The 22,361-nt window shown below is 70.1% G+C and carries 16 protein-coding genes; 9 read left to right on the forward strand and 7 right to left on the reverse strand.

Annotation, left to right across the window (positions count from 1 at the left end; genetic code table 11):
* Window positions 1-133: 133 nt before the first annotated feature.
* The gene (ileS, locus tag RV986_RS38220; RefSeq protein WP_475921750.1) at window positions 134-3,283 is read right to left on the reverse strand and encodes an isoleucine--tRNA ligase; all 3,150 of its coding nucleotides are present in this window, start codon (window positions 3,281-3,283) and stop codon (window positions 134-136) included.
* 630 nt (window positions 3,284-3,913) lie between these two features.
* Between ileS and RV986_RS38225 the strand changes: the two genes are divergently transcribed.
* The 5 genes from RV986_RS38225 (at window position 3,914) to RV986_RS38245 (ending at window position 8,819) form a co-directional block, all read left to right on the forward strand.
* On the forward strand, window positions 3,914-4,861 hold the full coding sequence (locus tag RV986_RS38225; RefSeq protein WP_475921751.1) for a TraR/DksA family transcriptional regulator: 948 nt from the start codon (window positions 3,914-3,916) through the stop codon (window positions 4,859-4,861).
* Window positions 4,862-4,953: 92 nt separating this feature from the next.
* On the forward strand, window positions 4,954-5,550 hold the full coding sequence (gene lspA / locus RV986_RS38230; RefSeq protein WP_475921752.1) for a signal peptidase II: 597 nt from the start codon (window positions 4,954-4,956) through the stop codon (window positions 5,548-5,550).
* 132 nt (window positions 5,551-5,682) lie between these two features.
* Window positions 5,683-6,627, forward strand: coding sequence for an RluA family pseudouridine synthase (locus RV986_RS38235; protein ID WP_475921753.1), 945 nt, complete (start codon window positions 5,683-5,685; stop codon window positions 6,625-6,627).
* Window positions 6,624-7,133 carry a GNAT family N-acetyltransferase gene (locus RV986_RS38240; protein WP_475921754.1) on the forward strand — a complete coding sequence of 170 codons (510 nt, stop codon included), beginning with the start codon at window positions 6,624-6,626 and terminating at the stop codon, window positions 7,131-7,133. Before RV986_RS38235 ends, RV986_RS38240 begins: the two co-directional genes overlap by 4 nt.
* Before the next feature lie 99 nt (window positions 7,134-7,232).
* Window positions 7,233-8,819, forward strand: a complete 1,587-nt coding sequence (locus RV986_RS38245; protein WP_475921755.1) for a Na+/H+ antiporter — start codon at window positions 7,233-7,235, stop codon at window positions 8,817-8,819.
* A 169-nt stretch (window positions 8,820-8,988) separates the two neighbouring features.
* Here RV986_RS38245 and RV986_RS38250 read toward each other — a convergent pair whose 3' ends face one another.
* A complete protein-coding gene (locus tag RV986_RS38250; protein ID WP_475921756.1) occupies window positions 8,989-10,137 on the reverse strand; it encodes a mechanosensitive ion channel family protein in 1,149 nt (382 codons plus the stop codon).
* Between the two features lie 99 nt (window positions 10,138-10,236).
* Between RV986_RS38250 and RV986_RS38255 the strand changes: the two genes are divergently transcribed.
* Complete coding sequence (locus RV986_RS38255; RefSeq protein ID WP_475921757.1) at window positions 10,237-10,806, forward strand: dienelactone hydrolase family protein; 570 nt, start codon at window positions 10,237-10,239, stop codon at window positions 10,804-10,806.
* 24 nt (window positions 10,807-10,830) lie between these two features.
* Here the strand turns inward: RV986_RS38255 and RV986_RS38260 are convergent, their stop codons facing one another.
* The 4 genes from RV986_RS38260 to RV986_RS38275 form a co-directional block, all read right to left on the reverse strand.
* Window positions 10,831-12,498 carry an alkaline phosphatase D family protein gene (locus RV986_RS38260; protein ID WP_475921758.1) on the reverse strand — a complete coding sequence of 556 codons (1,668 nt, stop codon included), beginning with the start codon at window positions 12,496-12,498 and terminating at the stop codon, window positions 10,831-10,833.
* A gap of 123 nt (window positions 12,499-12,621) precedes the next feature.
* Window positions 12,622-13,434: a thioredoxin domain-containing protein gene (locus RV986_RS38265; protein ID WP_475921759.1), complete on the reverse strand. Its 813-nt coding sequence runs from the start codon at window positions 13,432-13,434 to the stop codon at window positions 12,622-12,624.
* 115 nt (window positions 13,435-13,549) lie between these two features.
* Window positions 13,550-14,233, reverse strand: coding sequence for a hypothetical protein (locus RV986_RS38270; protein ID WP_475921760.1), 684 nt, complete (start codon window positions 14,231-14,233; stop codon window positions 13,550-13,552).
* Between the two features lie 92 nt (window positions 14,234-14,325).
* Entirely contained in the window at window positions 14,326-15,669 is a 1,344-nt protein-coding gene (locus RV986_RS38275; protein WP_475921761.1) for a DUF2252 domain-containing protein, read from the reverse strand.
* A gap of 236 nt (window positions 15,670-15,905) precedes the next feature.
* Between RV986_RS38275 and dnaE the strand changes: the two genes are divergently transcribed.
* Complete coding sequence (gene dnaE, locus RV986_RS38280) at window positions 15,906-19,445, forward strand: DNA polymerase III subunit alpha (protein ID WP_475921762.1); 3,540 nt, start codon at window positions 15,906-15,908, stop codon at window positions 19,443-19,445.
* Between the two features lie 108 nt (window positions 19,446-19,553).
* On the opposite strand, the gene RV986_RS38285 is transcribed toward dnaE, so the two are convergent.
* The gene (locus RV986_RS38285) at window positions 19,554-19,730 is read right to left on the reverse strand and encodes a hypothetical protein (RefSeq protein ID WP_475921763.1); all 177 of its coding nucleotides are present in this window, start codon (window positions 19,728-19,730) and stop codon (window positions 19,554-19,556) included.
* Window positions 19,731-19,958: 228 nt separating this feature from the next.
* Here RV986_RS38285 and RV986_RS38290 point away from each other — a divergent pair, with 228 nt between their 5' ends.
* Both RV986_RS38290 and RV986_RS38295 read left to right on the forward strand, forming a co-directional pair.
* A complete protein-coding gene (locus tag RV986_RS38290) occupies window positions 19,959-21,176 on the forward strand; it encodes an NYN domain-containing protein (RefSeq protein WP_475921764.1) in 1,218 nt (405 codons plus the stop codon).
* Window positions 21,177-21,332: 156 nt separating this feature from the next.
* Window positions 21,333-22,355, forward strand: a complete 1,023-nt coding sequence (locus RV986_RS38295) for an ABC transporter ATP-binding protein (RefSeq protein WP_475921765.1) — start codon at window positions 21,333-21,335, stop codon at window positions 22,353-22,355.
* The last annotated feature ends 6 nt before the right edge of the window (window positions 22,356-22,361 follow it).

Raw genomic sequence — 22,361 nt, forward strand, 5'->3', positions numbered from 1 at the left:
GTGCGGGGCACGCAACGCCGAAGGCCCGGTCCCACCAAGATCTTTGGTGGGACCGGGCCTTCTGGGTTCTTCGGGTGCGGGTGGGCGGGGGCGGATCGCGCAGTTCCCCGCGCCCCTGAGGCCGGCGCCGGTGCTACGCCTTGCGGAGGCGGAAGGTGAGGGAGAGGCCCTCGTCGGTGAACGGGGCACCGTAGGTGTCGTCCGCCTCGCCCTGGGCGAACTCCGTGGCGAGAACCTCGTCGGAGATCAGCTCGGTGTGCTCGTCCAGGGCGGCGATGACGGCCGGGTCGGTGGACGTCCAGCGCAGCGCGATCCGGTCGGCCACGTCGAGACCGCTGTTCTTGCGGGCCTCCTGGATCAGCCGGATCGCGTCACGGGCGAGCCCCGCCTGCCGCAGCTCCTCGGTGATCTCCAGGTCGAGGGCGACCGTGGCACCCGAGTCGGACGCCACCGACCAGCCCTCGCGCGGGGTCTCCGTGATGATCACCTCGTCCGCGGCGAGGCTGACGGTCTCGCCGTCGACCGCGACCGATGCCGTGCCCTCGCGCAGGGCCAGCGACAGCGCCGCCGCGTCCGTCTCGGCGATCGCCTTCGCCACCGCTTGGACACCCTTGCCGAAGCGCTTGCCCAGCGCCCGGAAGTTCGCTTTGGCCGTGGTGTCGACCAGCGAGCCGCCGACCTCGGACAGCGAGGCGAGCGCGGTGACGTTCAGCTCCTCCGTGATCTGTGCGTGCAGCTCACGGTCGAGGGAGTCGAAGCCGGTCGCGGCGACCAGCGCCCGGGAGAGCGGCTGGCGCGTCTTGACGCCCGACTCCGCGCGCGTGGCACGGCCCAGCTCCACGAGCCGGCGCACGAGCACCATCTGCTTGGACAGCTCCGGGTCGATGGCGGACAGGTCCGCCTCCGGCCACGACGACAGGTGTACGGACTCGGGGGCGCCCTGGGACACCGGCACCACCAGGTCCTGCCAGACCCGCTCGGTGATGAACGGGGTCAGCGGGGCCATCAGCCGGGTGACCGTCTCCACGACCTCGTGCAGGGTGCGCAGCGCGGCCTTGTCGCCCTGCCAGAACCGGCGGCGCGAGCGGCGCACGTACCAGTTGGACAGGTCGTCGACGAACGCGGAGAGCAGCTTTCCGGCACGCTGGGTGTCGTACGCCTCCAGTGCCTGCGTCACCTGGTCGGTGAGAGCGTGCAGCTCGGAGAGCAGCCAGCGGTCGAGGACGGGGCGGTCCGCCGGGGCCGGGTCGGCCTCGGAGGGGGCCCAGTCGGAGGTGCGGGCGTACAGGGCCTGGAAGGCGACCGTGTTCCAGTACGTGAGGAGCGTCTTGCGGACGACTTCCTGGATGGTGCCGTGGCCCACGCGGCGGGCGGCCCAGGGAGAGCCGCCGGCCGCCATGAACCAGCGCACCGCGTCCGCGCCGTGCTGGTCCATCAACGGGATCGGCTGCAGGATGTTGCCCAGGTGCTTGGACATCTTGCGGCCGTCCTCGGCGAGGATGTGGCCGAGGCACACCACGTTCTCGTACGAGGACTTGTCGAAGACCAGCGTGCCGACGGCCATCAGCGTGTAGAACCAGCCGCGGGTCTGGTCGATGGCCTCCGAGATGAACTGCGCCGGGTAGCGGCTCTCGAAGAGCTCCTTGTTCTTGTACGGGTAGCCCCACTGCGCGAACGGCATCGAACCCGAGTCGTACCAGGCGTCGATGACCTCCGGGACGCGGGTCGCCGTCCGTCCGCAGCCGTCCTGCGGGCACGCGAAGGTGACCTCGTCGATGAAGGGGCGGTGCGGGTCCAGGTTCGACTGGTCGGTGCCCGTCAGCTCGGTGAGCTCGGCGCGGGAGCCGACGCAGGTGAGGTGGCCCTCCTCGCAGCGCCACAGGGGGAGCGGGGTGCCCCAGTAGCGGCTGCGGGACAGCGCCCAGTCGACGTTGTTGTTCAGCCAGTCGCCGAAGCGGCCGTGCTTCACGGAGTCCGGGAACCAGTTGGTCTTCTCGTTCTCCTGGAGGAGACGGTCCTTGATGGCCGTGGTGCGGATGTACCAGGACGGCTGCGCGTAGTAGAGGAGCGCGGTGTGGCAGCGCCAGCAGTGCGGGTAGCTGTGCTCGTACGGGATGTGCTTGAAGAGCAGTCCGCGGTTGTGGAGGTCCTCGGTGAGCTTTTCGTCCGCCTTCTTGAAGAAGACACCGCCGACGAGCGGGACACTCTCCTCGAAGGTGCCGTTCGGTCGGACGGGGTTCACCACGGGCAGTCCGTACGCCCGGCAGACCTTGAGGTCGTCCTCGCCGAAGGCGGGGGACTGGTGGACCAGACCCGTACCGTCCTCGGTCGTCACGTACTCGGCGTTGACCACGTAGTGGGTTTCCACGTCCGTGGGGAACTCTACGAGCTCGAACGGACGTTGATACGTCCAGCGCTCCATCTCGGCGCCGGTGAAGGTCTCGCCGGTGGTCTCCCAGCCCTCGCCGAGTGCCTTGTCGACGAGCGGCGCGGCGACGACGAACTTCTCTTCGCCGTTCGTCGCGACGACGTAGGTGACCTCGGGGTGCGCGGCGACCGCGGTGTTGGAGACCAGCGTCCACGGGGTCGTCGTCCACACCAGGAGCGCGGCCCGGCCCGCGAGCGGACCGGAGGTGAGCGGGAAACGGACGTACACGGACGGGTCGACGACCGTCTCGTAGCCCTGCGCCAGCTCGTGGTCCGACAGGCCCGTCTCGTCGCGCGGGCACCATGGGGCCACGCGGTAGTCCTGGACCAGCAGGCCCTTGTTGAAGATCTCCTTGAGCGACCACCACACGGACTCCACGTACTCGGGGTCCATCGTGCGGTACGCGTCGTCGAGGTCGACCCAGTAACCCATGCGGTTCGTCAGGTCGGTGAAGGCGTCGGTGTGGCGGGTCACGGACTCGCGGCACTTGGCGTTGAACTCGGCGATGCCGTACGCCTCGATGTCCTGCTTGCCGGTGAAGCCGAGCTCCTTCTCCACGGCGAGCTCGACCGGGAGGCCGTGGCAGTCCCAGCCGGCCTTGCGGGCCACGTGGTAGCCGCGCATGGTGCGGAAGCGTGGGAAGACGTCCTTGAAGACGCGTGCCTCGATGTGGTGGGCGCCCGGCATGCCGTTGGCGGTGGGCGGGCCCTCGTAGAACACCCATTCAGGGCGGCCCTCGGACTGCTCAAGGCTCTTGGCGAAGATCTTCTGCTCGCGCCAGAAGTCGAGCACGGCGTGCTCAAGGGCGGGCAGGTCGACCTGGGCGGGCACCTGGCGGTACGTCGGCGTTGTCATCAGCGAGCTTCCTCCGGCGGACTTTCTGCCTTCCGTCCGGAGGGACGAGAGCCTGCGCTGCTACTTCGTAGCCGCTGCGGACGCCGTGCGCGGCGCGCTCCCGCGGTACCACCCTCCTTGGCCCTCCGGTGCTTGCTGTGCACCAGTGAGCCCCCTCATTGGGGTCGCGATGCCGGGTCTAACGGCCGCTGCTCGCTCGCTGCGGCTTTCTTCCGGCGGCTCCGGGGTGATCTTCGCGTCGCGCTCGCCCCCGGGCTTCCACCGTCCCCGGGTCGCTCCTGGCTGCGTACGCCGCTACTCGTCCCCATCCACGCTTCTCGCTGCGCCCAGTGTACGGGGCCGCGCGGACGGCGGCCGACCGGTTTTCCGTGGCGCGGTGCCGGGGGCGGCCGGGGCGGTGCCGTGGCCTGCGACGTGACCCGATTGGCGAGGCGCGGGGGTCCGGATCCCGGGACGCCGGACCCGGCGGATTACCCGGCGGGGAGCTGGGCACAACGCATGCAGGTTCCTCGCGCGGGACCCGAGGGGCGTGCAAAACGTTGGTGTGCCCCGTTGCCGCGGGCCAGAAGTCGATTTATCGTCCCAGCACGATTTGCGCGCAAAATCACAATATGTGAAGGGGCCGCGGCCATGGTGGCGAAAAAGACCGCCGTACAGCAGTCGGCGTCCGGCAGATCCACGGGTCCGGCGGCCAAGCCGGTGAAGGCGGCCACGAAGTCCAGGAGGAAAACGGCGTCCGCGAAGGGGGCCGTCGAGGAATCGGCCGCTACGGAGGGGATCACCAAGGACAAGAAGGCGTCGGCCAGGAAGTCGGCGGACGGGAAGACGACCGCCGGGAGAGCGGCGGTCGGCAAGGTCACCGGGAAGAAGGCCGCTTCGGCGAAGGGCCCACCGGACGAGACAGGGCCGGCGAAGACCGGGCCCGCGAAGGGCGGCACTACGAAGAGAACCGGAGCGAAGAGCGCGGCCAAGAAGAGCACCGATACGACGAAGAGCACCGGTACGACAAGGAAAAGCACCAGTACGAGGAAGAAGTCGGTCGCTTCCGCGGCCGAAGGCGCGGCCCAGGCCGCGAAGACGACGGGAGCCACGACGGTGGTTGCGAAGAAGACTCCTGGCACGGCCACGGCGGCGAAGAACCCCGGCGCGGTTCCCAAGGCGAGGCTCGCCGCGGTGGAGCCCGGTGAACTCGCGGTGCGCCCCGGGGAGGACCCCTGGACCCCGGAGGAGGTCGCGGAAGCGCGTGCGGAGCTGCAGTCCGAGGCGTTGCGGCTGAGCACCGAGATCTCGTCGTCCGAGGAGGCCCTGGCAGGCCTGATGCGCGACTCCGGCGACGGCGCGGGCGACGACCAGGCGGACACCGGCACCAAGAACATCACGCGCGAGCACGAGATGGCGCTCAACGCCAACGCGCGCGAGATGCTGGAGCAGACCGAGCGCGCGCTGGAACGGCTGGAGGCAGGCACGTACGGACTCTGCGAGAACTGCGGCAATCCCATCGGAAAGGCGCGGATGCAGGCCTTCCCGCGGGCCACCCTGTGCGTCGAGTGCAAGCAGAAGCAGGAACGCCGCTACTGAACGGCGTGGGAGGGCTCCTGGGCACGTGGGCGCCGGGGGGTGTGCCGTACCCTCGTCCTCAGTCAGGCACCTAGGTCGAGGGACTCACTCACGTGGCAGAGGCGGAGCGCATCATCGGTACGCCGGATACCCCAGGAGCGGGGGGCGCCGAGCCGGAGCAGTCCGGCGTGGAAGGGACCGGGGCCCCGGCCGAGGAGCCCAGGGGCAGGCGCAGGATCGCCGTCCTGTTCACGGTCGCCGCCCTGGCGTACGCACTCGACCTGGTCAGCAAGCTGATCGTGGTCGCGAAGCTGGAGCACCACGCGCCGATCCAGATCGTCGGGGACTGGCTGAAGTTCGAGGCGATCCGCAACGCGGGCGCCGCCTTCGGCTTCGGCGAGGCCTTCACGATCATCTTCACGGTGATCGCCGCGGCCGTGATCGTGGTGATCGCGCGGCTCGCGCGCAAGCTCTACAGCCTGCCCTGGGCGATCGCGCTCGGACTGCTGCTGGGCGGTGCGCTGGGCAACCTGACCGACCGGATCTTCCGCTCGCCGGGCGTCTTCGAGGGCGCGGTCGTCGACTTCATCGCGCCCAAGCACTTCGCGGTCTTCAACCTGGCCGACTCGGCGATCGTCTGCGGCGGCATCCTGATCGTGCTGCTGTCCTTCCGCGGACTCGACCCCGACGGGACCGTCCACAAGGACTGAACGGCCGGCGCAGGTCGCATGGCTCGCACGGGGTGACGTACGGGGGTACCGGAGCCGCCGAAGGCCGGTCCACGGGCACTGATGTTCGGGCGATGGTCCGGCGTTGTCCGACCCGTCCGGCATACTCGACGGGTGAGCACCATTCCCGAGATCCGTAACCTGCCCGTGCCCGACGGCCTGGAGGGCGAGCGTGTCGACGCCGCCATCTCCCGCATGTTCGGCTTCTCCCGCACGAAGGCCGCCGAGCTCGCCGCGGCGGGGAAGGTCACGGTCGACGGCTCGGTGGTCGGCAAGTCGGAGCGGGTGCACGGCGGCGCCTGGCTGGAAGTGGAGATGCCGCAGGCTCCCGCTCCCGTGCAGATCGTCGCCGAGCCCGTCGAGGGCATGGAGATCGTGCACGACGACGACGACATCGTCGTGATCCTCAAGCCGGTCGGGGTGGCCGCCCACCCGAGCCCCGGCTGGACCGGCCCGACGGTGATCGGCGGGCTCGCGGCGGCCGGATACCGGATCTCGACCTCGGGCGCCGCCGAGCGCCAGGGCATCGTGCACCGGCTGGACGTCGGCACCTCCGGGCTGATGGCCGTGGCCAAGTCGGAGCGCGCGTACACCTCGCTGAAGCGGCAGTTCAAGGAACGCACGGTCGACAAGCGGTACAACGCGCTGGTCCAGGGACACCCCGACCCGATGAGCGGCACCATCGACGCGCCCATCGGCCGGCATCCGAACCACGACTACAAGTGGGCGGTGACGGCCGAGGGCAAGCCGTCCGTCACGCACTACGACCTGATCGAGGCGTTCCGCGCGGCCAGCCTGCTCGACATCAAGCTGGAGACCGGCCGTACCCATCAGATCCGTGTCCACATGGCGGCCCACCGGCACCCCTGTGTGGGAGACCTGACCTACGGCGCGGACCCGACGATCGCCAAGCGGCTCGGCCTCACCCGGCAGTGGCTGCACGCGGTACGGCTCGGCTTCGAGCACCCCGGGGACGGGCAGTGGGCGGAGTTCGAGAGCGACTACCCCGAGGATCTGCAGCAGGCGCTCGACAAGGTGCGTGAGGAGAGCTACGCGTGAGCGGCTCGGACGGGGCGCGGGGCGGCTCCTACGTGGTGCGGGGCGGCTCCTACACGGTGCGGGTGGCCGAGGACGTCGCCGACCGCGAGGCGTGCTTCACGGTGCGCAAGGAGGTCTTCGTCGGCGAACAGGGCGTCCCCGAGGACATCGAGTACGACGCCTACGACGCCGGTGCCCTGCATGTGCTGGCGATCCGCGAGGACGGGGTGCCGCTGGGCACCGGGCGGCTCCTGTACGGACCGGAGGCGGCCGCGAAGACCGACGGCGACCTGACGGTCGGCTCGCTCGGGCGGCTCGCCGTGACGAAGGCGGCGCGCGGGCTCGGCGTCGGCGTGACCCTCGTACGGGCCATCGAGGACGCGGCACGCGCGCGTGGGCTCGCCGCGGTGGACCTGCACGCGCAGACGCACGCGCTGGGGTTCTACGAGCGGCTCGGGTATGTGGCGTACGGCGAGGAGTTCCCCGACGCCGGGATTGCGCACCTGGCGATGCGGCGTTCGCTCTAGCGGGCTCCGTCCGTGGCGGTCGTTCACCCTCCACCCGCTCTTCGATGGCACGCTGGACGTCTGCTCGCTTGATCGTCGAGACCCGTCGGAGCGCTGACCGTGGATCAGTTGGCCCTGTTGTTCGTGCTGCTGCTCGGGGCCCTGGTGAGCGTGCCGGTGGGGGAGCGGTTCGGGTTGCCCGCTCCGGTGCTGATGACGCTCCTCGGGATCGTGCTGGCCGTCCTGGACTTCGTGCCCAACGTGGACATCCCGCCCGACCTGATCCTGCCCGCGCTGCTGCCGCCGCTGCTGTACGCCTCGGTGCGGCGCACGTCGTGGAGACAGTTCACCGCCAACAAACGGCCGATCTTCCTGCTGGCCGTGGCGCTGGTGTTCGTCACCACGGCGGCCGTGGCCGCTGTCGCCACCGCCGTCGTGCCGGGGCTGCCGATCGCCGCCGCCGTCGCGCTGGGCGCCCTCGTGGCGCCGCCCGACCCGGTCGCGGCGACCGCCGTCGCGGGGCAGCTCGGGCTGCCGCGCCGACTGGTGTCGATCCTGGAGGGCGAGGGGCTCTTCAACGACGTGACCGCCATCGTGCTCTACCACGTCGCGATCGCCGCCGCGGTGAGCGGCACCTTCTCACCGTGGCGGGCCGGGCTGGACCTCGTGCTGTCCGCCGTCGTCGCGGTCGCCGTCGGGCTGGCGCTGGGGTGGGCGGCGAACAAGCTGATGTCGGCGCTCGGTGACGCCACGCTGCAGATCGGGCTGACGCTGCTGGTGCCGTTCGTCTCGTATGTGCTGGCCGAGGAACTGCACGGGTCCGGGGTGCTCGCCGTGCTCACCACCGCGCTGTTCCTCGCGGAGTACGCCACCGATGCCGACGACGTCATGACACGGCTCGCCGGATACACGTTCTGGGACGTGGTGGACACGCTCGTCACCGGGGTGGCGTTCGGGCTGATCGGGCTGGAACTGCACAACGCGCTCAGGACGGCGGCGGGGCGGTGGGCGGAGATGCTCGGGTGGGCCGCCGCGATCGTCGCCGTCGTCGTGCTCGTACGGCTGGCGTATCTGATGCCGGCGACGTGGCTGACGAAACGCCTGCACGCCAAGCGGGACTACGACGAGGAGATCCCCACCTCGTGGCGGGAGACCGTGGTGATGTGGTGGGCGGGGATGCGCGGGGTCGCGTCCGTGGCCCTCGCACTGGCGATTCCGCTGAAGACGGACGACGGGTCGCCGTTTCCGGACCGGGACGAGATCGTCTTCATCGCGTTCGGGGTGATCGTGGCGACGCTCGTGCTGCAGGGGCTCACCCTGCCGTGGCTGGTGCGGAGGCTCGGGGTGCGGGCCGATACGGATGTCGAGAAGGCGTTCGAGAAGGAGTTGGCGGTTCGGGCGGCCAAGGCCGCGAAGCGGAGGCTCAGGGAGATCGAGGAGGTCGAGGAGCTGTCGGAGGAGGTGACCGAGCAGTTGCTGCGGCGGGCCTTCGACATCGGGACGCGGATCAGTCCGGATCTGGGCGACGAGGAGCGGCGCGAGGCACATCAGCAGCGGGCCCGGCGGATCAAGCGGATTCGGCGGATCCAGGGGGAGATGCTGAGCGCGGCGCGGCACGAGGTGTTGTCGGCGCGGAGCGAGCCGGGGGCCGACCCGGAGATCGTGGACCGGGTGTTGCGGCACCTGGACGTCCGCAGCCTGCGGTGACGTTGCACTGGGCTTGGGAGGGGCTTGTTCTCCCGCCCGCGCACCGCCCGTTTCCACCCCGCTGACAAGTGAAGGTCGCCTGTGGGGCGGATTCGCCGTTGGCGGCTGTGGGCTGTGGGCTGCGGGCTTGCGGAATCAGTGTTGGTCCATCGGTGCCCTGTGGCCGGGTTCAGGCCCTTCCCGGGCCCGTCCTCGGGAGATCCGGGGCGTGGGGGGTCGGCGAGTGGGCCAGCGCGCCGTCGGCGTCGTCGCGGTCCGGGCGGGGGGTCTGCGCGGCAGGCCATCCCGGGGGCAGGACCGCCTCGGCCGTGTTGACGCGGGGGAGGGCGTAGGGGTGCTCGTCGGTCAGCCAGCGGATCATCTGCTCGCGCACGGTGACCCGTACCGTCCAGATGTCGTCCGCGTCCTTCGCGGTGACCAGGGCGCGTACCTGCATGGTGTTGGGGGTGGAGTCGGTGACGGCGAGGCCGTAGTCGCGGCCGTCCCAGGCCGGACACTCACGCAGGATGTCGCGGAGGTGCTCGCGCATCGCCTCCACCGGCGCGCAGTGGTCGACGTGGAAGAAGACGATCCCGGTCATCTGGGGGGTGCCACGGGACCAGTTCTCGAAGGGTTTGGACGTGAAGTACGACACCGGCATGGTGATCCGGCGCTCGTCCCACGTCCGTACCGTCAGGAACGTCAGGGTGATCTCCTCGACCGTGCCCCACTCGCCGTCCACCACGACCGTGTCACCGAGGCGCACCATGTCGCCGAAGGCGATCTGCAGCCCGGCGAAGAGATTTGCGAGCGTGGCCTGGGCGGCGACACCGGCGACGATGCCGAGGATGCCGGCCGAGGCGAGCAGTGAGGCGCCGGCCGCCCGCATCGCGGGGAAGGTGAGCAGCATCGAGGCGACGGCCACCACGGCGACGATCGCGGACACCACGCGCTGGATCAGCGTCACCTGCGTGCGTACCCGGCGGACCCGTGCCGGGTCGCGGTGGGCGGCCGCGTAGCGGGTGTAGGAGGTCTCGACGATCGCCGTCGCGATGCGCATCACCAGCCACGCGGCGGACCCGATGAGGATCAGGGTCAGGGTGCGGCCGACGCCGACCCGGTGCTCCACGAGCAGCTTCGCCTGGTCGTACGAGCCACGCAGCAGGGCTGCGAACAGCACGAGCTGGAAGGGGATCCGGGCGCGGCGCAGCAGACCCCACAGCGGGGTCTCCCGCCGGGCGTCGGCCTGTCGCAGCAGCCGGTCCACGGCCCACCCGATGAGCAGCGTGAGCACGACCGAGCCACCGACGACGATCAGGGGACGCAGTACGTTCTCCATGCCTGAGACCGTAACCGGCCCGGGGGTGCCCTGAACATGTCGCCCGGGCACCGGGGCCTCGAACCGGCGTTGTCGGTCCCGGCTGGCACCATGGGGCTCATGAACATCATGCTCTTTCACTCGACCTACGGGCTGCGGCCCGCGGTGCGCGCCGCGGCGGACCGCCTGCGTGCCGCGGGCCACGAGGTGTGGACGCCGGACCTCTTCGAGGGGCGCACCTTCGAGACCGTGGAGGAGGGCATAGCCTTCAACGAGGGGATCGCCAAGGAGGAGCTGCTCAAGCGTGCCGTCCTGGCCGCGGCTCCCTATTCCGAACGCGGTCTGGTGTACGCGGGGTTCTCGCTCGGTGCCTCCGTCGCGCAGACCCTGGCGCTCGGCGACGAGAAGGCCCGCGGACTGCTGCTCCTGCACGGCACGTCGGACATCGCCGAGAGCGCGTCGGTGGACGAGCTCCCGGTCCAGCTGCATGTCGCGGAGCCCGACGCGTTCGAGACGGACGACTGGCTGAGCGCCTGGTATCTGCAGATGCGCAGAGCGGGGGCCGATGTGGAGATCTACCGGTATGCCGGTGCCGGGCACCTCTACACCGACCCCGACCTGCCCGACCACGACGCGGAGGCGGCCGAGGCCACCTGGAAGGTGGCGCTCGGCTTCCTCGACAGCCTGTAGAGCCCCCGCGGGGCCGCTACGGGGTCATACCGGGTCGTACGTCCGCTCCACCTTCTGCGTGCCGGTGGGCGTGCGGTACGAACGGGCCCAGGACGACGTGGCGTTCGCGTTCGTGCGGTCCGAGATCACGTAGTAGTCCATCTGCGCGCGGTCCGCGGTGATGTCCAGGACGCCGTAGCCGTGGCGGTCGGTGTCGACCCAGTGGACGTGCCGGTTCGCGGCGCGGATGATCGGCGAGGCGATCGCGGACACGACGCCCTCGGGGACCTTGACGATGTCGTCGAGGTTGTCGGAGGTCACCGAGGTGATGACGAACTCCGTGGCGGCGGACGCGGACAGCGGGTACGTACCGGCGTCCACCGGCACGTCGTTGGCCCACGACATGTGGATGTCGCCGGTCAGGAAGACGGTGTTGCGGATGGCGTTGGAGCGCAGATGCGCCAGCAGTTCGCGGCGGTCGTCCGTGTAGCCGTCCCACTGGTCGGTGTTGAGGGCGATGCCCTCCTGGGGCAGGCCGAGCAGCTTGGCGAGCGGCTTCAGCAGGTCGGCCGAGAGCGAACCGATCGCGAAGGGCGCGATCATCACCGAGTTGCCGACCAGCCGCCAGGTGGTGTCCGAGGCCTTGAGCCCGGCCTTCAGCCAGTCGAGCTGGGCCCGGCCCGTGATCGTACGGTCCGGGTCGTCGACCGTGCCGCTGCCCGTGGACGCCTGCTGGGAGCGGAAGGACCGCAGGTCCAGCAGCGAGAGGTCGGCCAGCTTGCCGAAGCGCAGCCGGCGGTAGGTGGTGCCCTCGATCGCCGGGCGGACCGGCATCCACTCGAAGTAGGCCTGCCTGGCGGCGGCCTGGCGTGCCGTCCAGGTGCCCTCGGCGCCCTCGGTGTGGTTGACCGCGCCGCCCGACCAGGCGTTGTCGGCGAACTCGTGGTCGTCCCAGATCGCCACGACCGGCGCCTTGTGGTGCAGGGCCTGCAGGTCCGGGTCGGTCTTGTAACGGCCGTGCCGGGTGCGGTAGTCGGCGAGGGTGATGATCTCGTTGGCGGGGGAGTGCGGCCGGACGACCGTGCCGCGCGTCCCGTACTCGCCGGACTTGTACTCGTAGATGTAGTCGCCCAGGTGCAGCCAGGCGTCCAGGTCGCCGCGCGCGGCCAGGTGGCGGTACGGGGAGAAGTACCCCGCCTCCCAGTTGGCGCAGGTGGCCACGCCGAAGCGCAGGCCCGGCACGGCGGCGTCGGCGGCCGGGGCGGTGCGGGTGCGGGCGACGGGGGAGTCGGTGCCGCCCGAGGAGAAGCGGAACCAGTAGTCGGTGGCCGGTTCCAGGCCGCGGATGTCCGCCTTCACGGTGTGGTCGGAGGCGGCCGTCGCGGTGAGGGAGCCCTTGGCGACGATCGTGGTGAACGCCTTGTCCTTGGCGACGGTCCAGCTGACCTCGGTGTCCGGACCGAGACCGGAGCCGGGTATCGCGGCGGAGGTGGGCGTCACCCGGGTCCACAGCAGGATGCCGTCCGGGAGCGGGTCGCCGGAGGCGACGCCGTGCAGGAAGGCGGGTGCCTCGGCGGCGCGGGCCGGAAGCACGGCCGCGAGCGGAGCGGCGAGGACGGCGGTGGCGGCCGCGGCCTTGACGACCGTACGGCGGCGCGGGGCGCGGGAGTTGGCGGCGCCCGAGGAGTCGGATGAGCTGAGACGGCTGGTCACGAGCGATCAGGTTACCGACGAGTACACGCCAAGAGCGGGCGAACCGACAAAGTTCGCCCGCTCTTCGACTGCTGGACGGCTACGGTCTCCCGCCGCCGGGAGCCGGGGAGCCCGCCGGACGGCTCAGGCCGCGAGTGCCTTGTCGATCGCCGTCGTGAAGTCGGCGACGGTCATCGGCGCGTTCTGGCCGTCGGAGCCCGTCAGGGTCTTGCCGTCCATCTTCAGCGTCGGAGTTCCCTGCACACCGCTCTTGTCGAAGGTCGCCGACATGTCGAGCGCCCACTTGTCGTAGGTGCCGTCCTTCACGGCCTTCTGGAACGCCGCGTTGTTCTTGAGGGCGGACACGGTGTTCGCGACCTCGATCAGGTAGGCGTCGCTCTTGAACTTGTCGTCCGTCTCCTCCGGGTGGTACTTCGTCGAGTACAGCGCGGTCTTGTACTCGAGGAAGGCCTCGCCGCTGACGTTCAGCGCGGCGCCCATGGCGCTGAGCGCGTTCTTGGAGCCCTCGCCGGGGCTGCCGCTGTCGATGAATGTGGCGCCGATGTACTGGACCTTGAACTTGCCGTCGTCGATGTCCTTCTTCACCGTCGAGCCGACGGTCTGCTCGAACTGGGCGCAGATCGGGCAGCGCGGGTCCTCGTACATCTGCAGGGTCTTCTTGGCGGTGCTCTTGCCGATCACGACGGTCGTGCCGTTGGTGCCGGTGGTGTTGGCCGGCTTGACGAGCTTGTCGTCCTTGGCGGCCTCCCAGTAGCCCGGCTTGTTGTTCTGCACGACCGCGTAGCCGATGCCGCCGGCTATCGCGAGGACGCCGACGATGGAACAGGCCACGATGACCTGTCGCTTGATCTTGTCGCGCTTGGCCTGGCGCTCGCGTTCGAGGCGCAGCTTCTCTCGGGCCGCCGACTTCGACGCCAGGCTGTTCCGCTTGCTCATCTTGATGATCTCCATGGGGGACGCGCACACGTCGTACGCGGGATACGTATGGGGGACTGCTGGTGCTCAGGGGCTGTCGTTCTGGAGCGGTTGCTCAGGCGAAACGAGCGGTTGCTCAGGCGAAAGCGGCCGAGCGAGGCGGTCCGCGCCGTCCCAGGGAGTGCACGAACAGACGGGTGCGGGCGCCCGCGCTCCGGCGTGCGGGGCGCGGGAGCCGGCGTACCGGGGCGAGGCGTACGGTCACCGCGGCGACCGCGATCAGCAGGGGCCGGAAGGTGGCCGCGGCCAGCGCGCGCAGCAGTTGCTGCAGGGCCCGCTCGCCGCGGCGCAGCCAGGCGGCCGCGAGCAGTCCGACGGTGACGTGCGCGGCGAGCAGCAGCCAGGCGGCGGCCGGGTCGGCGTGGGCGAGCAGGGCCGTGGCGCGGTCGGTGCCGCCGCCGGTCACACGGGCCAGCGGAGTGCCCAGGCTGCCGCCGCACAGTACGTCGAGGCCGACCGAGCGCAGCGGGCCCGCCACGGGGCCGCCCGCCCTGCCGTAACAGACGTGCTGGCCCGTGGTGAACACGGTGTCGGCGGCCAGCTCCAGCGGGATCAGCAGGGCCGCGATGCGCCCGAAGCCGCGCTCGCGGCCCGCCAGCGCGTACGCGATGACGAAGACGGCGGCGGCGATCGTGGCGACCGTGCCCAGCGGCAGCGGGACCTGGGACAGCAGCACGTGCGACGCGGCGGAGAGCGTCACGACGACAGCCGTGAACAGCGCCGCGCGCACGGCTCTGAGCTGGGTCCCGGATATGTCCATAGCGGAGCCGAGTGTCCCACGGGCTCCCGTAAGGCCTCCCTAAAGGGTTCCTATGCGTTACGGGAGCGTTGTGAGTCCGTCGCCCGGGGTGCCTACAGGCCCGGGATCCGGCCGTTGCGGAAGAGGTCGACGAAGATCTGGTGGTCACCGCGCGCGCGTGCGCCGTAGCTGTGCGCGAAGTCCACCAGGAGGCCCGCGAAGCCGTCCTCGTCGGCGGCGATCGCCGCGTCGATGGCCCGCTCGGTGGAGAACGGGACCAGCTCCGAGTGGCCGCTCTCGTCGTCCGCCGCCGCGTGCATGGTGGCCGTGGCCCGGCCGAGGTCCGCGACGACCGAGGCGATCTCCTCCGTGTCGTCGATGTCGCCCCAGTTGAGGTCCACCGCGTACGGCGAGACCTCGGCGACGAGCTGGCCCGCGCCGTCCAGCTCGGTCCAGCCCAGCCACGGGTCGGCGTGCGCCTGCAGGGCACGCTGGGAGATCACCGTGCGGTGGCCCTCGTGCTGGAAGTACTCGCGGATCGAGGAGTCCGTGATGTGCCGGGAGACGGCCGGGGTCTGTGCCTGCTTGATGTAGATCACCACATCGTTCTCCAGGGCGTCGCTGTTGCCCTCCAGAAGGATGTTGTACGACGGCAGGCCGGCCGAGCCGATACCGATGCCGCGGCGGCCCACGACGTCCTTCACGCGGTAGGAGTCGGGGCGGGTCAGGGAGGACTCCGGGAGCGTCTCCAGGTAGCCGTCGAAGGCGGCCAGCACCTTGTACCGGGTGGCCGCGTCGAGCTCGATGGAGCCGCCGCCGGGCGCGAAGCGGCGCTCGAAGTCACGGATCTCGGTCATCGAGTCGAGCAGCCCGAAGCGGGTCAGCGAGCGGGCGTCGCGCAGCGCGTCCAGGAGCGGGCCCTCGGCGGTGTCCAGCGTGAAGGGCGGCACCTCGTCGCTCTTGGCGCCGGTGGCCAGGGCGTGGACGCGCTCGCGGTAGGCCGCCGCGTACACCTTGACCAGCGCGGTGATCTGGTCGTCGCTGAGCGCCTTCGCGTACCCGACGAGGGCCACGGAGGCGGCGAAACGCTTGAGGTCCCAGGTGAAGGGGCCGACGTACGCCTCGTCGAAGTCGTTCACGTTGAAGATCAGGCGGCCCTGGGCGTCCATGTAGGTGCCGAAGTTCTCCGCGTGCAGGTCGCCGTGGATCCAGACCCGTGAGGTGCGCTCGTCCAGGTACGGACCGCCGCGCTTCGACCCGAACCCGATGTCCGCGGTCAGGTCGTGGTAGAAGAGCGCGGCCGTGCCCCGGTAGAACGCGAAGGCGGAGGCCGCCATCTTGCGGAACTTCACGCGGAACGCGGCCGGGTCGGCGGCCAGGAGCTCGCCGAAGGCGGTGTCGAAGACGGCGAGGATCTGCTCGCCGCGTTGCTCGGCGCTGAGCTGCGGGACCGACATCGCTGGGTGCCTCCTGGTGCAGGTGGTGCGTGACATGAGGGAAGGACGTGTCCGTCCGCCGGGACGGTTGCTTCCGTCCTGTCCCAACGGACGAAGGTACGCGGGAGTGCCCGCGTCCCCCGCAGAAGGTACGGGTGATCGGCCGCGGAGTGTCAGTCCCGCGTCATAGACTTCGACGCTGTCCCCCCAGACTGTCCGCAGCCTGTCGACATCTGTTCTTCTTGGAGGCCGAAGCCGTGTCAAAGCCGCCGTTCACGCACCTGCACGTCCACACCCAGTACTCGCTGCTGGACGGTGCCGCGCGGCTCAAGGACATGTTCAATGCCTGCAACGAGATGGGCATGACCCACATCGCCATGAGCGACCACGGCAACCTCCACGGGGCGTACGACTTCTTCCATACGGCCAAGAAGGCGGGCGTCACGCCGATCATCGGCATCGAGGCGTACGTCGCCCCGGAGTCCCGGCGCAACAAGCGCAAGATCCAGTGGGGCCAGCCGCACCAGAAGCGCGACGACGTGTCCGGTTCGGGTGGTTACACGCACAAGACGATCTGGGCGGCCAACGCGACGGGCCTGCACAACCTCTTCCGGCTCTCCTCGGACGCGTACGCCGAGGGCTGGCTGCAGAAGTGGCCCCGCATGGACAAGGAGACCATCTCCCAGTGGTCCGAGGGGCTCATCGCCTCCACCGGCTGCCCCTCCGGCGAGCTCCAGACCCGGCTGCGCCTCGGTCAGTACGACGAGGCGCTGAAGGCGGCCTCCGAGTACCAGGACATCTTCGGCAAGGACCGCTACTTCCTGGAGCTGATGGACCACGGCATCGAGATCGAGCGCCGGGTCCGCGACGGCCTCCTGGACATCGGCAAGAAGCTCGGCATCCCGCCCCTGGTGACGAACGACTCGCACTACACGTACGCGCACGAGGCGACCGCCCACGACGCCCTGCTGTGCATCCAGACCGGCAAGAACCTCTCCGACCCGGACCGCTTCCGCTTCGACGGCACCGGCTACTACCTGAAGTCCACGGACGAGATGTACGCGGTCGACTCCTCGGACGCCTGGCAGCAGGGCTGCGCCAACACGCTCCTGGTGGCCGAGCAGATCGACACCACCGGCATGTTCGAGGCGAAGAACCTCATGCCGAAGTTCGACATCCCCGAGGGGTACACCGAGGTCACCTGGTTCCAGGAGGAGGTGCGCCTCGGCATGGAGCGCCGCTTCCCCGGCGGCGTCCCCGACGACCGCCAGAAGCAGGCCGAGTACGAGATGGACGTCATCATCCAGATGGGGTTCCCGGGGTACTTCCTCGTCGTCGCCGACTTCATCATGTGGGCCAAGAAGCAGGGCATCGCGGTGGGCCCCGGCCGAGGCTCCGCGGCCGGTTCGATCGTCGCGTACGCCATGGGCATCACCGACCTCGACCCGATCCCGCACGGTCTGATCTTCGAGCGGTTCCTGAACCCCGAGCGCGTCTCCATGCCCGACGTCGACATCGACTTCGACGAGCGCAGGCGCGTCGAGGTGATCAGGTACGTGACCGAGAAGTACGGCGCCGACAAGGTCGCCATGATCGGCACGTACGGCAAGATCAAGGCGAAGAACGCCATCAAGGACTCCGCGCGCGTGCTGGGCTACCCGTACGCGATGGGCGACCGCCTCACCAAGGCGATGCCCGCCGACGTCCTCGGCAAGGGCATCGACCTCAGCGGCATCACCGACTCCTCGCACCCGCGCTACAGCGAGGCCGGCGAGATCCGGGCGATGTACGAGAACGAGCCGGACGTGAAGAAGGTCATCGACACGGCCAAGGGCGTCGAGGGACTGGTCCGGCAGATGGGCGTGCACGCCGCCGGCGTCATCATGTCCAGCGAGCCCATCGTCGACCATGCCCCGGTCTGGGTGCGGCACACCGACGGCGTGACCATCACGCAGTGGGACTACCCGCAGTGCGAGTCGCTCGGCCTGCTGAAGATGGACTTCCTCGGCCTGCGCAACCTGACGATCATGGACGACGCCGTCAAGATGGTGAAGTCCAACAAGGGCATCGACCTCGACCTGCTGGCCCTCCCGCTCGACGATCCGACGACCTTCGAACTGCTCCAGCGCGGCGAGACCCTGGGCGTCTTCCAGTTCGACGGCGGACCCATGCGCTCGCTGCTGCGCCTGATGAAGCCCGACAACTTCGAAGACATCTCCGCCGTCTCGGCGCTCTACCGTCCCGGCCCGATGGGCATGGACTCGCACACGAACTACGCGCTCCGCAAGAACAAGCTGCAGGAGATCACGCCGATCCACAAGGAGCTGGAGGAGCCCCTCCAGGAGGTCCTGGCGGTCACCTACGGCCTGATCGTGTACCAGGAGCAGGTGCAGAAGGCCGCCCAGATCATCGCCGGGTACTCGCTCGGCGAGGCCGACATCCTCCGCCGCGTGATGGGCAAGAAGAAGCCCGACGAGCTGGCGAAGAACTTCAGCATCTTCCAGGCGGGCGCCCGCAAGAACGGCTACAGCGACGAGGCGATCCAGGCCCTGTGGGACGTCCTGGTCCCCTTCGCCGGCTACGCCTTCAACAAGGCCCACTCGGCCGCGTACGGCCTGGTCTCGTACTGGACCGCCTACCTGAAGGCGAACTACCCCGCCGAGTACATGGCGGGCCTGCTCACCTCGGTCAAGGACGACAAGGACAAGTCCGCGATCTATCTGAACGAGTGCCGGCGCATGGGCATCAAGGTGCTGCCGCCCAACGTCAACGAGTCGGTGCACAACTTCGCCGCCCAGGGTGACGACGTCATCCTGTTCGGCCTCGAAGCCGTCCGCAACGTCGGTACGAACGTGGTCGAGTCGATCATCCGCAGCCGCAAGGCCAAGGGGAAGTACGGCTCCTTCCCGGACTACCTGGACAAGGTCGAGGCGGTCGCCTGCAACAAGCGGACCACGGAGTCGCTGATCAAGGCGGGCGCCTTCGACACGATGGGGCACACCCGCAAGGGACTGACCGCGCACTTCGACTCGATGATCGACAACGTGGTCGCGGTCAAGCGCAAGGAGGCCGAGGGCCAGTTCGACCTCTTCGGAGGCATGGGCGAGGAGGACACCGACGAGCCCGGCTTCGGGCTCGACGTGGAGTTCACCACCGACGAGTGGGAGAAGGGCTATCTGCTCGCCCAGGAGCGGGAGATGCTCGGTCTGTACGTCTCCGACCACCCGCTGTTCGGCCTGGAACACGTGCTGTCCGACAAGGCCGACGCGGGCATCTCCCAGCTCACCGGAGGTGAGCACGCGGACGGCGCCGTCGTCACCATCGGCGGCATCATCTCGGGTCTGCAGCGCAAGATGACCAAGCAGGGCAACGCCTGGGCGATCGCCACGGTCGAGGACCTCGCGGGCTCCATCGAGTGCATGTTCTTCCCGGCGACGTACCAGTTGGTGTCGACCCAACTGGTCGAGGACGCCGTCGTCTTCGTCAAGGGACGCCTCGACAAGCGCGAGGACGTGCCGCGGCTGGTCGCGATGGAGCTCCAGGTCCCGGACCTGTCCAACGCGGGCACCAACGCGCCCGTGATCCTCACCATCCCGGCGCTGAAGGTCACCCCGCCGATGGTGAGCCGCCTCGGCGAGATCCTCAGCCACCACAGGGGCGAGAGCGAGGTGCGCATCAGGCTCCAGGGCCCGCGCAAGACCACCGTCCTGCGGCTCGACCGGCACCGGGTGAAGCCGGACCCGGCGCTGTTCGGCGACTTGAAGGTGCTGCTCGGCCCGTCCTGCCTGGCGGGCTGACGGGATCGGGCGGGCCGACAGGATCAGATGATGTACGCGAGGGGCGCATCCGCTGCCGGATGCGCCCCTCGGTGTGTGTCCGGGCTTCAACAGCCCTTACGCGCGGCCTCAGTTGTGGCCGAAGCGCTTCTGGTGCTTGCGGGCGATATCCGAGGGGTTGCCCTGCGCCTGCGACATCGGCGTGTGCGCCTCCGTCGAGGACCGCTGCGCCTGCTCCTGCGCGCGCTCGGCCTGCGAGGAGCGGTCCTGCTGGCCGCCCTGCTTGCGGTTCTTGTTCTTGGCCATGGTGATTGCCTCCTGTGGGGCTCTAGGGGCCAGGGCCGGAACCAGATTCACATAGCCTGACAAGCAGTGCATTTCGGAGAATTACCGTGCGTAATAAGCCCCGTCGGAGCGTTATCTCCCGATACGCCACGCCGAAGATCGAGTTCGGGCCGTTAACCTCTCCGCGGTCGGGCAGACTCGAAGGAAGCCCGAAGCAAACCTCCCGGAACCGGAAAGAGGGTGGACCGCGTGGACCGCTGCATCGTCCTGGTGGACGCCGGGTATCTGCTCGGGGCTGCCGCCAGTCTCCTCGCCGGGGAACCTTCGCGATCCCGGATCACCGTCGACCACGCCGCCCTGATCCAGGGCCTGCGCGAGCGCGCCGAGTCCGACACGGAGCGGCCCCTGCTGCGCATCTACTGGTTCGACGGCGCCCCCGACCGCGTACCGCAGCCGGAACACCGCAGGCTGCGCGTGATGCCACGGGTGACGGTCCGCCTGGGCGCCCTGACCCGAAGTGACGGGCGGTGGGCGCAGAAGGGCGTCGACGCCGCCATGCACGCCGAACTGACCGAGCTGGCCCGCAACCGCGCCTGCTCCGACGTGGTCCTGGTGACCGGCGACGGGGATCTGCTGCCGGGCATGATGGCCGCCAAGGAACACGGGGTCGCCGTACACCTGTGGGCCGTACAGGCCGCGGACGGCGACTACAACCAGTCCGAGGACCTGGTCGCCGAGGCCGACGAGCGCCGGGTGCTGGACCGGGCCTGGATCACCAAAGCCGTACGGGCCAAGGAAGTCGGCGGGATCTGCGCGCCGCAGCCCGTGCCGCGCCCCGAGATCGCCGCGATCCTCTCCGCGCCGCTGCCCGACGCGGCGCTCACCGGGGCGGCCGAGCGGCCCGCGCAGGAACCCGAACACGGCCCGGCGGCCGAGTCGCAGAACGGCGCCGAGGAGCGGGTTCCCGCCCCCAAGGGCGTGCCCACACCGAAGGACCTCGCCGCGCTGCGCGCACCCGGCGTCCAGACCGCCCAGCCCCCCGCGAGCGCCACGCTGCGCTGGTCGTCCGACAAGGGGTGGATCGAGCGGCCCGGGGGCGCCACGGAGTCGCAGGAGGCCGCCGCGCTGCCCACGCTCGCCCAGCTCACCTCCGCCGAGCAGCGCTGGGCCGACCGCGAGGAGGACATCACCACGGTCGGCGGCGATCCGTACGAGGTGGGACAGGTCTTCGCACGCCGTTGGATGGGGCGCCTCACCGACCCGAGCCATCTGCAGAAGCTGTCCACGATGTACCCGCGGGTTCCGCACCGCGTGGACGGCGAGCTGCTGCGCTACGCCGCGCGCTTCGGACTGCTCGCGCACAAGGACGACCAGATCGACGAGCACGACCGGTATGCGATCCGGGCGGGGTTCTGGCGCGAGATCGATGTCCGTACGGCGGCCGAGCATGCCCCTGCCGGGGAGTGACCGGGGCCGACCGGGGCCGAGCCCCGGAACCCCGGCTGTGTTCTTTTTCCGCGGGTGGGTGGGGGCTGGTCGCGCGGTTCGCCGCGCCCCTCACAGGGCGGCTCTCAAGGGCCCCGGGCGCATAACGGGGCATCGGACCCCGTAGGCTCGTCCTTCGTGAGTACGCGCACGGCACAGGCAGTCCGGAACGGGCACAGGGGCGATGTCGTGTGCTCGGTGCGCGCGTTGACCAAGACGTACCCGGCCGTACGAGGACGCCGTGGCACCCCCGGCACACCCGAGGTGCGGGCCACCGACGGCGTACGACTGGACATCCGGCGCGGTGAGATCTTCGGACTGCTCGGGCCCAACGGCGCCGGCAAGTCGACCCTCGTACGCCAACTGACCGGGCTGATGCGCCCCGACAGCGGCACGGTCGAGATCCTCGGGCACGACATCGTGCGCCACCCCGAGCGGGCTGCGCGGATCCTCGCGTACCTCGGGCAGGAGTCCACCGCCCTCGACGAGCTGACCGTGTCGCTGGCCGCGGAGACGACCGGGCGGCTGCGCGGACTGGAACTGCGCGAGGCGCGGATCGAGCGGGACGCCGTGCTCGACGAGCTGGGTCTCACGCCGCTCGCCTCCCGCCCCCTGAAGAAGCTCTCCGGCGGGCAGCGGCGGCTGGCCTGCTTCGCCTCCGCGCTGGTCGGCCGGCGGCCGCTGCTCGTTCTCGACGAGCCGACCACCGGCATGGACCCCGTCGCCCGGCGCGCCGTCTGGACCGCCGTCGACCGGCGCCGGGCCGAGCAGGGTACGACCGTGCTGCTGGTCACCCACAACGTCATCGAGGCCGAGACCGTCCTCGACCGGGTCGCCGTCCTGGACCGGGGCCGTGTCATCGCCTGCGACACCCCAGCCGGGCTGAAGGAGCGGGTCGCGGGCGAGGTGCGGGTCGAACTCGTCTGGCGCGAGAACGCTCCGCTGGACGTGCCCGAGGTCGCCGCGCTGCGCGCCCGCGCCGTCGAGTCGGGCCGCCGCTGGACGCTGCGGCTCGCCCCGGAGGAGGCCCGCGCGGCCGTCGCCACGGTCACCGGAGGCGCCGCCTTCGCCGCGCTCGACGACTTCACCCTGACCACGCCGAGCCTGGAGGACGTGTACCTCGCGCTCGGCGGCAACACGCAGGGGCTGGTGAAGTCGTGAGCACGA

This window comes from Streptomyces sp. RLA012 (genome assembly GCF_056270325.1).